Genomic DNA, 14,714 nt, shown 5'->3' with positions numbered 1-14,714 from the left:
ACAGAGGATTTTTTATGCGCATTAAAAACACTTTTTTTGTGTTTGTTGTTTTTTGTGTTGCGGCGTTTTTTTGTGCTGCTCCTGTTTCTGCCCAGACTGCCTCGGAAGACTGGTATTATGGAAAGCCGATAAAAAATATTGTTTTTGATAATCTTAAAAACGTAAAGCACGGAGACTTGGATGGCGTTACCAGCGCTTTTATAAGCAAGCCGTTTTCCGATGAGCTTATCAGCGACCTTTACGATAGGATATTTTCACTTGAATATTTTGATGATGTTGAAATAAAAGCCGCCAAGAATTCTGACAACGGAAAAACAGTGAATCTTCTGCTGAGCGTTGTTGAGCGTCCTGTTGTGATGAAGCTTATTTTTGACGGCAACAGGTACATACACGATGCTGATCTCAAGTCAAAAATTTCCTTAAAGGCAAAGGATATTTTTGTCGAAAGCAAAATTCTTGAGGATGAGCGCGCCATCCGCAATTACTATATTGAAAAGGGATATACAAAAATTTCTGTAAGCTCTTCCTTTGAAATGCGCGATGATGGTGCCTATGTTACTTTCACTATAAAAGAAGGCCGGCAGACTGTTGTAAAGACCATTAATTTTGCCGGAAACGAAGTTGTTTCTTCAAAAACACTGAAGGGAAAAATTTCCATGAAGGAAGCGGGGCTTTTTAAGAAAGGCTCGTTTCAAGAGTCATCTCTCGCTGCGGATTCAAGGGCTATTGCAAGCTACTATCAGAACCGCGGCTATGCTGATGCAAAAGTCATAAATATTGATCAGAAAGTTTCTTATAATGCCAAGAAAAACCGCGAGGAAATAGAGATTACCTTTGAGATTCAGGAAGGAATACAGTATATTTTTGGCGGAATCACTTTTGAAGGAAATCGTGTTTTTTCCACGAAAGAACTTGACGATCTTGTTACCCTGAAGAAAGATGCGGTTTACAACGAAACCAAATTTCAGGAAACAAGAATGAATATCCAGAATTTATATTATGAAAATGGATATACTTCAAACCGCTTTATGGTAGATGTGAATAAGGATGTGGACTTAAAGGTAATTTCCTATACAATCAAAATTCAGGAAAATTCCAGAAGCCATATTGAAAATATCCTTATAAAGGGAAATGAAAAAACAAAGGATTTTGTTATCCGCCGTGAAATTCCGATTGAGGAAGGCGATATTTTTTCAAATGCGAAAATTTCAAACGGTCTGAGAAATCTTTATAATCTTCAGTATTTTTCTGCGGTTTCCCCGGAAGTCCTTCAGGGTTCAGAGGAAAATCTTGTTGATATTGTTTTTACAGTGGAAGAGCAGAGCACAACAACTCTTGACTTTGGATTTACATTCAGCGGTGTGTCTGATCCTGGGGAAATTCCTATTGCCCTTACTGCGCGCATTCAGGATTCAAATATTTTCGGCGAAGGACGGCTTGCTTCTATTGGAACAACGCTTTCCACAAATGAGCAGTCCGTTTCCTTGAACTACGGACAGAACTGGCTTTTTAATAAGCCTATAAGCACAAATGTTTCGCTCAGCTATTCACATTCGAATAATTATGCGCTGCGTGATAAAATGCTTCCGAGCGGTGACATTGACGATGATTATTACTATATGGAGTACGAGCAGAATCAGTTCAGTCTTGGTTTTTCTCTGGGACACCGCTGGACGCCGAACTTTGCAATTCTCACACTTTCCGGGGGAATTACAAACAGCCTTATAAACAATTTGTATGATGACAGTCTTTGGATTCCTTATGATAGTTCCGTAAGTCAGTATTCTGACAACTGGGAGCCGCGTAATTCTATCTGGACTGCATTTTCCATGGACGGAAGAAATATTGCATGGGACCCTTCCAGCGGATGGTTTGCGAGCCAGCGTCTTTCATGGTACGGACTTATACATAAGGATTTTCTGCCTTTTGCTCCTAGCTGGGGAGAATCTGAATTTTATTTGCGCACTGACACAAAGGGTGAAAAATACTTCACGCTCATAAACAAGCCGCTGACTGACAGCTGGGCTTTAAAACTTGTTCTTATGGGGTATTCGGGACTTTCGTTTCAGTTTCCAGCCCTGGACACTGCTATAAGAAGAAACAACCAGCTTTATATAGACGGAATGTTTAACGGACGCGGATGGACAGTTTATAATTCTGACAAGGGCCGCGGAAAGGCTTTGTGGTGCAATTCGCTTGAGCTTAGAATGCCTGTAATTCCGGGAATTTTTTCTCTTGATTTATGGGGAGATGCCGTTGCAATCACTGACGAGCCATATCAGTTTTTCAACTTGAAGGAGGAAGACTGGTATTTTAGCTTCGGCCCGAGCTTTAGGTTTTCCATACAGCAGTTCCCGCTGCGACTTTTGTTTGCAAACACATTCAAAATCAGAGATGGTTCCCCTGTCTTTACTGACCAGGACGGAGACGGTGATTACAACTGGAAGTCCAACTGGCACTTTGTTTTGTCATTCAGCATGACAAACCGCTAGTATATTTTGTGAATTTAAAAAGGGTTTCTTGAAAAACTGAATTTTTTTTAGATAACCCAAAACTAACAGGAGTTTTACTATGAAAAGAAATTTCAGCAAGTTTTTTATTTTTTTTGTTTTTCTTGGATTTTTTTCTGCCGCATTTTCGTTTTCCCAGCAGATTACAAAATTCGCGGTTGTGGATACATCGAAGGTTTATCAGGCGTATTTCAGAAATTCAGCTCCTGTGAGAAACTATGAAAACAAAAAAGAGGAATTTAAAAGAGAGATAGACCGCCTTGTTGCCGAGCTTCAGAATTTGAATGACCAGAAAATTGAATATGAGCGCAATGGAAATGATTCTGAGGCAATGAGGCTTGAAGCCAAGATAACCAAGAAGGCAGACTTTATAAATGAATATACAAACGCAAAAAACACTGAGCTGGAATCTCTAAAAAAATCCCTTCAGGACAACAACGCCTTTTACAAGGATTTGTATGACACTCTTGCCAGGGTGGCGGAAACCGGGGGATACAGCATGATTCTAAATCTTCAGGAGTCAAATTCTGTTTTATGGTACAGTCCTTCTGTTGATATTACAGAGCAGGTCATTGCTAAGCTTGGACTCAGATAAGGTCGCATTGCTGTTTTTGTGTTTTTTTATCTGGAAAATAGCGATATTATTTTTTTACACTGAAGTTTTGAGGCTTCCCCCGGCGCGCTGTGGCAGTGTAGAATTTGGAGCAGAAAATGGCGGACGAAACCCCTGTTATTTCGCAGTACCTTGGAATAAAAAAGCAGCACCCGGATGATGTTTTGTTTTTCAGGCTGGGCGATTTTTATGAAATGTTCAACGAGGATGCTGTTGAAGTTTCACGTCTTTTAAATCTTACATTGACACATAAGGGCGATAATCCGATGTGCGGAATTCCCTTTCATTCCGCAAAAAGCTATATTGCGCGCCTGCTGCGGATGGGAAAAAAAATCGCAGTGGCGGAGCAGATTGGAGAAGTTGCCAAGCGCGGGCTTACAGAGCGAAAGGTTGTTGAAGTTGTCACACCCGGAACTGCTGTGGAAAGCGAATATCTTGAAGGCGGTGTCAACAACTTTCTTGCATCGCTTTACATTTCAGGCGGCTTTGCCGGGCTTGCTTATATCGATGTTACAACCGGTGAATTCCGGGCGACAAAATTTCCCGAGGCTGATTTGTCCGAGTATTTTTATAAGGAGCTTGGAAGATGCAGACCCAAGGAATTGATTCTTCCTGAGAGCCTGAAAAACCGGAAAGAAATCCTCGCCGCCATTGAGTCGCTTTCAGTTTCATCTGTTTCCTGGTATCCTGACTGGCATTTCAATGCGGAAAAAAACTATGAGCATCTTGTGAAGCAGTTCAAGGTTGCCAATCTGAATTCGTTTTCTCTTACACCTCAAAGCCCTGAAGTTCCGCCGGCTGGTTTTCTTCTGGATTATATAGAAAAAACTACAAATGCTTCTGCTCCCCATATTTCAGGGATTTCTGTTTACCAGGACTCTCAGTTTGTTGTCATAGATGATTCCTCGCGCAGGAACCTTGAAATCACATCCAATCTGAGGGACGGCTCTTCCAGCTTTACGCTTTTGGAGTCGGTGAGCAATACAAAGACTGCAATGGGCAGCCGTCTTTTGCGCACATGGCTTTCTTTTCCGCTTACAAATGAGGCTGAAATTTGCTCAAGGCAAAGCCATGTTGAGCTTTTTGTGGACAACAGGAATTTGCTTCACTGTGTGCGCGATGCTCTTGATGGAATTCTTGACACTGAGCGGCTCGCTGGAAGAATTGCAATGGACAGGGCGCATGCAAAGGATTTACAGGCGCTGAAGAACAGCCTTCAGTTTTGGCTCAAGGCGCAGTCGCTTCTGGAGCATTATGATTTTTCTATGCCGGAAAATGATTCAGCCCGCCAGATTGTTGACCTTATTGAAAATTCGATTGCAGAGGATCCTTCCACGGTTTTTACAGAGGGGCGCATTATAAAGTCCGGCTGGTCTGAGGAGCTTGATTACTGGAGAAAAGTCAGGGATGATTTCAATGGAATTCTTGAAGAATATATTGAATCTGAAAAAGAAAAGACCGGAATACAGAATCTGAAAATAAAAAATACTGGAAACCTTGGGTATTTTATAGAAGTCACCCGGGGAAAACTGGATAAAATTCCGCCGCATTTTATTATGCGGAGAACTCTTTTAAATGCTGAAAGGTACACAACGGAAAAACTTCAGGAGCTTGAAAGTTCATTGAACGAATCCGGGGCAAAAATTCTTGAGCTAGAACGGAATCTGTTTATTGAAATCAGAAATGAGCTGAAAAAATATATTCCGTATCTTCAGCAGACTTCAAGAAAAATCGCTTATGTTGATTCAATCTGTTCCTTTGCTGAATCCGCAGTTCTGTATAATTGGACGCGCCCTGTTGTTCTTGCCGAAAGCCATGAATTTTTTGTGAAGAGCGGCCGGCACCCTGTTGTGGAGCGCCATCTTCCCGCAGGCGAATTTATTCCCAATGATGTGGAGCTGTGCGGAAACTCGGATGAAAATTCCCCGTCATTTGCCTTGATTACAGGCCCGAATATGGCAGGAAAAAGCACCTTTCTGCGCCAGAATGCCCTTATTGCTCTTCTTGCCCAGACCGGAAGCTTTGTTCCAGCGGATAGCGCAAGGCTCGGAATTGTTGATAAGATTTTTTGCCGTGTTGGTGCCAGCGATAATCTTGCCCGCGGAGAGTCGACTTTTCTTGTTGAAATGACAGAAACCGCTAGAATTCTGCGCTCGGCGACCAGACAGTCTTTGGTTATCATGGACGAAGTTGGGCGCGGAACCAGCACCGAGGATGGTCTTTCCATTGCCTGGGCAGTAAGCGAATATCTTTTGAATACGCTGAAGTGCAAGACTTTTTTTGCGACACATTATCATGAGCTTACAAGGCTTGAGCATAAATCCCTTAAGCTTTTGTGCATGGCCGTGGCGGAAAACGGAAGCGACATTGTTTTCCTTAGAAAGGTTATCGAAGGTTCAAGCAAGAACAGCTACGGAATTCATGTCGCAAGGCTTGCTGGAATTCCTTCTGCGGTCATTGAGCGCGCTGGGAAAATTCTTGAAAAAATTCAGGGCAATGCTTCTATGATAATTCCTGAAACAGAAACCGCGGCGGCTCCTGAATGTAAAGTGCAGATTTTTTCCGAGTCACTTTTTCCGGAAGAGGAACTGGTGGTTGACGAAATTATGTCGTGCGATGTCGACAATATGACTCCGATGCAGGCTCTCCAATCTATCCTGCGTTGGAAAAAAAGTCTCTGCGCAAAATAATTCCGAAAATTTTCTTAAAAAACGGCATTTTTTTTTATTTTTCCGGCAATAATATTATTGATGCCTTTTAAGAAATTTACGCTTTACGATTTCAAGTATTATGCGATGCTTGCCTTGAATCTTATGTTTGGAAACGGAAAATGCTGCCGATGCGGAGCTTCTACTTTTTATGGTCTGCTGTGCCGTTCCTGTTCACGCAGGCTTTATGCCCGTGCCGGGAATTTTCGTTCAGACAGGTGCCGTATATGCGGAAAAGTTCTGCTGAGTGAATTTGAAGTGTGCATGTCGTGCCGGAGCGGCCGGGTTCTGCGGAATTCAGACAGGGTTGTTTCAGTTTTTCCCTATAGGCTCTGGGCTAAAACGCTTCTGTTTGAATGGAAAATGCAGAACCAAAGGAGTCTTTCGCTGTTTTTTGCAGGAATATGCGATACAGTGATAAAAAAATCCCTGCCTGAAATTTCCTGCATTGTTCCTGTTCCTCCGCGCCCGGGAAAAATTCGTTCAAGAGGCTGGGATCAGATTGATGAGCTTGTGCGGATTCTTGAAAAAAAATACGGATATACTGTTTTTAGAATTCTGGAGCGGACTGAAAAACTTCAGCAGAAAAAACTGGACAGGCAGAAAAGACTGTCTGCCAAGGGAAAAATTTACAGGGAGGCTGCGCTCATGGAAAAACTCCTCATTAAAAATGCACTGCCTGCGCATGTTCTTTTGATTGACGATGTCCTTACAACAGGTGTTACGGTTGAAAGCTGCTGTGAGATTCTAAAGAAGAACGGAATTCCAAAAGTGGATGTTTTGTCATTATTTATAGTAGACTAGAATTGTTTTATGAATTAAAATATATAGAAGAATTTTTGGAGATTGTCTTTGAAATTCGTTTTTGAATCTGGCCTGTCTGGCGGATTTTATATAGGGAACCTTGCAAAACTTCAGTTTTTACAGGAATTTTGCCCTGAAATCTTATGAATTCATAGGAGAAATCTATGGCAGATGAAGATACATTGTTGCAGCTTGTAACTTTCCAGCTTGGGGATGAGCTTTACGGTGTTGACATTATGGATGTTAAGGAAATTGTAAAGATTCAGAATGTCAGGCCGATTCCGAATGCTCCTTTCTACGTTGAAGGCATTATAAATTTACGCGGAGAAGTTATTCCGATAATAAATTTACATAAAAGATTTTATATAAAGAAAATGACAGTCGATTCTGAAGATGATATCTGCGAGGATGAGGGCGGATTTATTATTCTTGATATCGAAGGAAATAAAATAGGAATTATCATAGACAGAATTGCCCGTGTTGTTCCTGTCCAGGGAGATGAAATCAAGCCGCCGCCACAGATGCTCAGTGGAATTGGAACTGAATATATTTATGGTGTTGTCCGCCAGGAAAATAGCTATCTTATTATCCTTGATACGCGCAGACTGTTTAATGCAAAAGAACTTCAGAAAATTCTTGATCCGGACGCTGTCTAGAGATAACCCGGAAATTTCAGTTTTTTGAGTTTTGCATTGAGCTTTTTGATTTTCAGCTTTTGTGTTAAGGCGGGAAAATCATGCGCTCATATTTTTATCAGGAACTCTCTGGAAACTTCGGTTTTTGGAGTGTCAGTTAGGAATTGCAAATGATTCATACATATAGTTCAACAATCCGGCGCAAGGAAATGGAAGCCGTTCTGACCTGCATGGTTGATGAAAAAATCGGGCCGGGGGAAATGAATACAAGACTTGTGCAGACTGCAAAGGAGCTTATTGGCTTTGACGGTGCTGTTGCCCTTAGAAGTCCTGCCATTGCATTGGAATATATTTTCAGGGCATTGGATTTGCCGAAAGAAACCGGTGTTATATTGAGCGCGCTTGCTCCCTCGTATCAGATTCAGACTGTGGAAAAATTCGGCTATAAGCCTCTGGTTGCTGATGTGTGCGAGGAAACAGGACTTGTGACTGTTGATTCTGTTGAAAAGTGCATAAAAAACGGCGGGCGGCTTTTGGTTTTGGCAGAAACAATGGGAATTTTGCCTGATATAAAGGCATTTTTAGAGCTTGGAATTCCGCTTATTGAAGATATTTCACAATCTGCGCTTTCGTCTTATTCTGCTGAAGAGCAACCTGAAAATGAACAGGGAGCTGAGCAGAAGCCTCTTTCCAGGCGGAAAGCAGGAATGTACGGTCTTTATGCAATTCTTGGAATGGAAGACCGTGATATTATAACAGCCGGCGGAGGAGCCTTGCTTATTGCACCCGGCCGCAAGGAATGGACAGTCTTGAAGCATATTGCAGAGGAGAGTCCATCTACTGATATTCTGCCTGATATGAATGCCGCGCTTGCCCTTGTTGAGCTCAAGGAATTTTCTAGAAATGAAAAAACTAGGCGTGAGCTTTTTTCTCTCTTTTCAAGGGCTGTGATGTCAGGAAGGCATAAGACATTTGTCCGGGCTTCCGAGGATGAATCCACTGTTTATTCTTTTCCGCTGGTTTTGAATTCAGGCTTTAAAGACGTAAAATCCTATGCGCAGAAAAAAAATATTGAGGTCAGGCAGGCTTTTGAAAATTCCATAATTGCGCTCAGACAGGAAGAGCTTGCTTCGCAGTGTATTTGCGCAAATTCCCTGCTGTTGCGGTGCGCCTTGTTTCCCCTGTATCCGCGCCTCGGTCAAAAGGATACAGCTCTTATATTGAAAGTTTTATCTTCTTTGCCATGAAAAATTGCCTTGTTATTGCTAATTCATTCAAAAAGGACGCCGAAAGCCTTGCTTCTGAAATTTCAGCGTTTCTAAAGGAAAGAAGCATAAAAACCTCGCTTTTTTTATATGACGGGAATAAAGTCCGCTCTCAGTTTCTTGAGCTGGATTTTTCTGGATATGATTTTGTTGTGACTTTGGGCGGCGATGGAACGGTTTTGTTTGCTTGCAGGGGCTGTGCTCCCATCGGAATTCCTGTTTTTCCTGTAAACCTCGGGGAATTCGGTTTTCTTGCGGCTGTATCAAAAAATGGCTGGCAGGAAGAGCTTGATTTTTTTTTAAGGGACAAATGCTATATAAGCAGCCGTTCTCTTGTCCAGTGCGAGGTTTTGAGAAGCGGAAAGACAGTGTTCACCTGCTGCGGAATGAATGACTGCGTGATTTCAAGCTGTCCGTCATCGCATCTTGTTAATTTGAACGTGGCCTACAACCATGCTCTTTTAGGACCTTTTAAGACAAACGGAATAATAGTTTCCACGCCAACCGGTTCTACTGCCTATTCCGCCGCTGCCGGAGGACCTATTGTTGCGCCTGAGCTTTCTGCGCTGGTTTTGACACCTGTCAGCTCTTTCAGTTTGTCGGCCCGCCCTTTGGTTTTCGGCGAAAATGGCGAAATTGTTATTACCGTGATGAAAAGCCGTTCTGATGTTTTGCTGACATGTGACGGACAGATTGATTTTGCCTTGTCGGAAGGTGATGTTTTGATATTGAAAATACCGCAATTTCATGCAAGGCTTGTCTGCTCTACCCAGGAAAAATTTTTCTCGGCACTGCAAAGCAAGCTGAACTGGTCAGGAGGTCCCCGTGCTTGAAGAGCTTGATATAAAAAATTTTGCCCTTATTGAAAGCGCCCACATTGAATTTGAAAAAGGATTTACTGTTCTGAGCGGTGAAACTGGAGCCGGAAAATCTATCCTCATAGGCAGCCTGGCTTTTTTGCTGGGAGGAAAGGCTGTTGCTGAGCAGATTCGCGCCGGATGCAATGAAGCGCATGTTTCGGGAGTGTTTTTGCTTGAAAGCAGTGAAGCTTTCCAGTGGCTTGAAGAGCATGGAATTCAGCCTGAAGAAAAACGCATCATAATAAGAAGAATTATACGGGACAACGGAAAATCTTCCGCCTGGATTGGAGAGGCTCCGGTTACAAAAGCCCTTCTTGCCGATTTTTCTGCATTTCTGGTGGATATTCATGGCCAGCACGACCAGCAGCTGCTTATGAAAGTTTCTGAGCACCGCCGGTATCTTGACATTTACGCAGAAATCACTGATTCGGTTTCTGCATTTACGGCTCTGTATAATCAGCTTGTTGAAAAACGTAAAATCCTTGAGCATCTTAACAGCAATGAGGCCGAGCGAAGCGCAAAAATTGATATGTTGACTTTCGCTGTCTCTGAAATTTCAGATGCGGGATTAAAAAACGGAGAGGACGAAGAGCTTGAGGCGGAAGAAAGAAGGCTTGCTTCGTTTGAAAAACTGTATGCTGATATAGATGAAGTGAATTCTGCATTTGAAAATGGCTCTGAAGGCGGACTTGTTTCTCTGCTGAAAAAAACATGCGCCGTTGCATCAAAGGCGGCCGAGGCGGACAAGGAGCTTGCATCGCTTGAAAACCGTCTTCGATCGGCATTTTATGAAATTGATGATATTGCCGGTGAATTCAGAAGATATGCTTCTTCCCTTGTTTTTGACCCTGAGCGGCTTGAGCAGGTTCAAAACCGGCTTGAGCTTATATTCAAACTTAAGCAGAAATATACAGGGCGCAATTCAACAGTTGCGGATCTTCTTTTGTATGCGGAAGAGGCTTCAAAAAAACTTGACGAGCTCGGCGGAGCTTCATCTGATAAAACCGCCCTTGAGCGTGAAATTTCAGAGCTTGAAAAAAAAGTTTATGTGCTTGCAAAATCAATCAGCGAAAAGCGAAAGAATGCTTCTGAAAAAATGTCATCGGCTGTAGAGGAAATTTTGTGCAAGCTGGGAATGAAAGACACAAAATTCCGGGTTTCGCTCACTGAAAAAGAGGGAAATGCTCTGGAGCAAAAATGCGGCCCTTACGGAATGGACAATGTTGAATTTTTGATAAGCGCAAATCCGGGGTCTCCTTTGAATCCGCTGGCAAAAATTGCTTCTGGAGGAGAACTTAGCCGCGTTATGCTTGCGCTGAAAACGATTCTTTCTGACGGAGATTTGGCCGGCACTCTTGTGTTTGACGAAATTGACACTGGTATCGGCGGAGAGGTCGCGGTGTCTGTCGGAGCGCACATGAAACTTCTTGCGGAAAAAAAGCAGATTCTCTGTATAACACATCTTGCCAGCATCGCAGTTTATGCCGATAATCAGATTAAGATTCAGAAAGGTGTGGAAGGAAACACTACAGCTTCTAATATTTTTTCTGTTGCAGGAGATGAGCGCGTAAAGGAAATTGCGCGGATGCTCTCCGGTGACACAGTTTCTTCCCAGTCGCTTGAGCATGCTGCCGCTATGCTGCATAAATTCGGAGGAGAATGATGGCTATATCAGACGAGTTGCGCAAGGAATTCAACGAGAGAGTCCGCCCTATAAAGGATAGGATAAATGACTGCCTGAAAGAGGAAAAGGACGGGGCTTTTTCTCTGCGGAGTTTAAAAGAGGGTATAGAAGAGAAAAAAATCAGCCTGTGTGAAAAAATGATTTACACGGCAACTCTTCAAATGAGCATAAACAGCATATCCCTTGAAATGCTTGAAACAAAAAACAACGATACTCTCAATGATGCCAGAAAATCAATTTACAAGGCTATAATTTATCTTGAGGAAATAGTGACAAACACTGTGGACTGTCCTTTTTCTGATCTTGAGCAGCGACAGGCTCTGGTTGCTTTTCTTCCGATAGAAAAAAAACTTGATATTGTAAAGAAAATCGGGCTTGCAATCGACCTTCTTGTTTCTGCATTCGGTGAAAATTCAAAATGGAAGGAATCCTTTGTTGAAATGCGGGCAAGGCATGTTGTTGTCGCAAAGAATTTCATAGACATGAAGCAGGCCTGCAAGGATTATTTTGACCATGAATCGCCTGTTTATGAAACCACTGCGGTATACATCAGGCTTTTACGCGGACTTTTGGACAAGTGCGCAATGGATTACAGGGATAGATACGAGCTTGCTTCCAGGCGGCTTGATGATATGCGCATGGCGATAAATCTTCTTATTGCAAACAGGCGAATTGCAATAGCTCTTGGCGACAATACGGAGTCCGAAAATATAAGAAAAAAAGCTCTTGTCTGGAAAACCAAAATGGAAGCTGATGTAAAATCCGGAAGCTCAAAGTGATGAAAAAGGAATTTGTGCTTAAAATTTTTGAGGCTTTTTCTATTGAACGCTGGAATGATCTGGTGCGCCCGTTTGATATTATTGAAATGGACAAGCATGCAGAAAAAACAGTCGTCGCCTATATTATTGCCAAGTATGAGGAAAATTCCGGGGCAAAAATCGACTGGGAATGGCTGATTTATGCAAGCCTTTTTGATTTGCTCCGAAAAATTCAGCTTTGTGATATAAAAAGCCCGGTTCAGACTCTTATAAAAAATGAGTATCCTGAGGAATACAGGAGGCTGAATGACTGGGTTCTGGAACGCTACAAGAATCTGATTGATGATAGTGATTTGTACAGGCGCTTTGATTTTTATCTGAAAGATCTGGGAAGTTTTACAGCTGAAAAAAAAATACCTCTTACAGTCAGAATTTTCCGGGCGGCGCATAAATATTCAACGCTCCGCGAGCTTGAAATGATTTCTCCTGTCAATGAGCGCGAGCGTCTTGATTCAATCAGAAAGGAGCTGAACGCGGACTTGCAGGGGTATCTTGATTTGAGGGGACTTCAGCTTTTAATCACAAAGCAGAAACCCTTTGAATTTCTTATGCGCATAGAGCAGCTTCGGTTTCAGACAAGATGGAATCAGACACCGAGAGTTCCAAAGACATCTGTGCTGGGGCACTGTTTTTTTGTGGCAATTTTAACTCTTCTTTTGTGCAGGGATACCGGCGTTGAAATGTGTCCTAAGCGGCTCTACAATAATTTTTTTTCGGGGCTGTTTCATGATTTGCCTGAAAGTGTTACCAGGGACATAATTTCCCCTGTAAAAAGAGCAACCGACGGACTTCCTGCGATTGTAAAGGATATTGAGGATAAAATTGTTTCAAAGGAGCTGGTTCCCCTTATGGAAAAATTTTATTGCGAAGAGATTTTGTATTTCACAAGCGATGAATTTATGAACAGGTGCGTTTTTGACGGATGCGTGCTGCCGGTTTCATTTGAAGAGCTGAATTCTGTGTTTAATGAAGACAAGTACAATCCTGTTGACGGGCGGCTGGTTCGTGTTGCAGACCATTATTCCGCTTTGCTTGAGGCGAGCCTTTCTATCTGCTATGGAATTACGAGCCAGCAGCTTGTAGAAGGAAAGCAGAACCTTTTGAAAGTCTATGATGATGGAAAAATAGTCAATGGAATTGATGCAAGAAAACTATTTTATGAATTTCAAAGCTGAAGAAATTTTGCGAGCCTCTTAAATTTATCTTAGATGAATTTTAAAGACTCGCCTTTTTGTATTTGTAAAAAGATTATCACAGCGCAAAATTTTCAAAAGGATATCAGCAAATCTGCCAACATCCTTTGAAATTCTAGCGTTTCATGTCAGAAGGATCTGAATCCTCTTCTATTTCTTCTTCATCATTGTAAAATCCATCGTCAAAGCCGTGAATTCTGTTGTCATATCCATCTTCTGGCTCTTGATCATCATAAGGTTCGTCATAATTGTCGGATTCCTCTAGGAAATCATCCTCAAAGTCATCCTCGTATTCGTCGTCCTCAAAATCATCATCAAAATTGTCATCGCCTATTTCTTCTGAAAAATCTTCGTCTTCATAAGAAAAACCGGTCATTGATGAAAATTCAACATCATCGTCATTGAGCATTGCTATGTTCCTTTTATGATTTATTTGCCGCTGACAAACCTCACACAAAGATTAAAATACTGTTATCGTTTTGTCAATTAGATTTTAATTTTTTAATGCCCTGCGGAAAATCATTTTCAGCGGGGAGTAGATTGTCGCCGGATTTTATGCTCCTTGCAGTATTTCACGAAAGGCTTGCACCAGGCTTAAGCACCCTTGACAAGTTTCAAAATAAATCGTTATAATCTTAGAATATGTCTGACAGTATGACTGTTTTCGCGCCTGCAAAGATAAATTTGGGGTTGCAGATTTTTCCACGGCGCGCTGACGGTTATCATGATTTGTACAGTATTTTTACAACAGTCAGTTTGTTTGATGAGCTTTGTGTTTCTAAAACTGATGAAAAAAATCTTTGTACGGTTGAAGTTTCTGGGATGGAGCTTCCTGAACAGAATACAATTACTGCGGCATATAAAGCTTTCTGCGTGCTGACTGGCATAGATTCAGGAGTTCATGTTTCAATCAAGAAGCGGATTCCTGCCGGCGGTGGATTGGGGGGCGGCTCAAGTGATGCTTCTTCTTTTATTCAATCCGTAAATAATCTATTTAAAGCAGGCTTAGATATCGATTCTCTTTCGGCGATTGCAGAAAAAGTTGGCAGCGATGTGTTTTTCTTTACGCATGCGCTTGCTGCGGACGGCGGAAAACGTTTTGACTGTTTTGAGCCTTTTGCCGCTGTTGTTGAAGGCCGCGGAGAAAAAGTCAGGCAGATACAGCATAGGAGCGATTTTTCTGTGCTGCTGATTTTTCCGTCAGTTGGAGTTTCTACAAAGGAAGCTTATGCTCTTGTGGATAAAACTCTTCCTTTGAATGGAAGTCGCTGTGTGCCTTCGCTTGAGGAGATTTATTATGCTCCCGTTGGAAGCTGGAGCTTTAAAAATGATTTTACTGCTCCTGTTGCAAAGGAAAATGCGGAGATTGCAGATGCCTTGCTCAGACTGAAAAACTGCGGTGCTGATTTTGTTGATATGAGCGGCTCAGGCTCGACAGTGTTTGGGATTTTTGAAAAAAAAGAAACAGCATTGCGCGCAAAAATTCTTCTTGAAAAGGATTTCAAACTTGCGCTTTGTCTGGGCGATTGATATAATGAAATGTGGACTTTAAAGTTTGCTGATGGGAAATTTAGGAATTTTTCCTGGATTTTATATATTTTACTATGAAAGAGGGAAGATTGTT

Annotated in this window: 12 protein-coding genes; 11 read left to right on the top strand and 1 reads right to left on the bottom strand. The window is 42.1% G+C overall.

What is annotated here, in order from left to right; translation table 11 throughout:
- The first annotated feature begins 14 nt into the window (after window positions 1-14).
- From bamA to ACI4L0_RS03295, 10 genes are all read left to right on the top strand, one after another.
- Window positions 15-2,492 (top strand): outer membrane protein assembly factor BamA, encoded by a 2,478-nt coding sequence (bamA, locus tag ACI4L0_RS03340; protein WP_439798751.1) that lies wholly within the window; start codon window positions 15-17, stop codon window positions 2,490-2,492.
- Window positions 2,493-2,571: 79 nt separating this feature from the next.
- Entirely contained in the window at window positions 2,572-3,105 is a 534-nt protein-coding gene (locus tag ACI4L0_RS03335; protein WP_439798750.1) for an OmpH family outer membrane protein, read from the top strand.
- A gap of 116 nt (window positions 3,106-3,221) precedes the next feature.
- On the top strand, window positions 3,222-5,813 hold the full coding sequence (mutS, locus tag ACI4L0_RS03330; protein ID WP_439798749.1) for a DNA mismatch repair protein MutS: 2,592 nt from the start codon (window positions 3,222-3,224) through the stop codon (window positions 5,811-5,813).
- A 60-nt stretch (window positions 5,814-5,873) separates the two neighbouring features.
- Window positions 5,874-6,635, top strand: a complete 762-nt coding sequence (locus ACI4L0_RS03325) for a ComF family protein (protein WP_439798748.1) — start codon at window positions 5,874-5,876, stop codon at window positions 6,633-6,635.
- Between the two features lie 164 nt (window positions 6,636-6,799).
- Window positions 6,800-7,291, top strand: a complete 492-nt coding sequence (locus ACI4L0_RS03320; RefSeq protein WP_439798747.1) for a chemotaxis protein CheW — start codon at window positions 6,800-6,802, stop codon at window positions 7,289-7,291.
- Window positions 7,292-7,440: 149 nt separating this feature from the next.
- Window positions 7,441-8,517, top strand: coding sequence for a DegT/DnrJ/EryC1/StrS family aminotransferase (locus tag ACI4L0_RS03315; protein ID WP_439798746.1), 1,077 nt, complete (start codon window positions 7,441-7,443; stop codon window positions 8,515-8,517).
- Window positions 8,514-9,368, top strand: coding sequence for an NAD(+)/NADH kinase (locus ACI4L0_RS03310; RefSeq protein WP_439798745.1), 855 nt, complete (start codon window positions 8,514-8,516; stop codon window positions 9,366-9,368). The genes ACI4L0_RS03315 and ACI4L0_RS03310 overlap by 4 nt, the downstream gene beginning before the upstream one ends.
- Complete coding sequence (gene recN, locus ACI4L0_RS03305) at window positions 9,361-11,058, top strand: DNA repair protein RecN (RefSeq protein ID WP_439798744.1); 1,698 nt, start codon at window positions 9,361-9,363, stop codon at window positions 11,056-11,058. Before ACI4L0_RS03310 ends, recN begins: the two co-directional genes overlap by 8 nt.
- Window positions 11,058-11,858: a hypothetical protein gene (locus tag ACI4L0_RS03300; protein WP_439798743.1), complete on the top strand. Its 801-nt coding sequence runs from the start codon at window positions 11,058-11,060 to the stop codon at window positions 11,856-11,858. Before recN ends, ACI4L0_RS03300 begins: the two co-directional genes overlap by 1 nt.
- Window positions 11,858-13,072, top strand: a complete 1,215-nt coding sequence (locus ACI4L0_RS03295) for an HD domain-containing protein (protein ID WP_439798742.1) — start codon at window positions 11,858-11,860, stop codon at window positions 13,070-13,072. The genes ACI4L0_RS03300 and ACI4L0_RS03295 overlap by 1 nt, the downstream gene beginning before the upstream one ends.
- 133 nt (window positions 13,073-13,205) lie before the next feature.
- Here the strand turns inward: ACI4L0_RS03295 and ACI4L0_RS03290 are convergent, their stop codons facing one another.
- Window positions 13,206-13,499 carry a hypothetical protein gene (locus ACI4L0_RS03290; protein WP_439798741.1) on the bottom strand — a complete coding sequence of 98 codons (294 nt, stop codon included), beginning with the start codon at window positions 13,497-13,499 and terminating at the stop codon, window positions 13,206-13,208.
- A 233-nt stretch (window positions 13,500-13,732) separates the two neighbouring features.
- Here ACI4L0_RS03290 and ispE point away from each other — a divergent pair, with 233 nt between their 5' ends.
- Complete coding sequence (gene ispE / locus ACI4L0_RS03285) at window positions 13,733-14,620, top strand: 4-(cytidine 5'-diphospho)-2-C-methyl-D-erythritol kinase (protein WP_439798740.1); 888 nt, start codon at window positions 13,733-13,735, stop codon at window positions 14,618-14,620.
- The last annotated feature ends 94 nt before the right edge of the window (window positions 14,621-14,714 follow it).

This window comes from Treponema sp., assembly GCF_051883275.1.
In the GTDB taxonomy this organism is placed as follows: domain Bacteria; phylum Spirochaetota; class Spirochaetia; order Treponematales; family Treponemataceae; genus Treponema_D.
The sequence above is the reverse complement of the archived record's forward strand: the minus strand, read 5'-3'. Positions and strand labels throughout refer to the sequence as shown.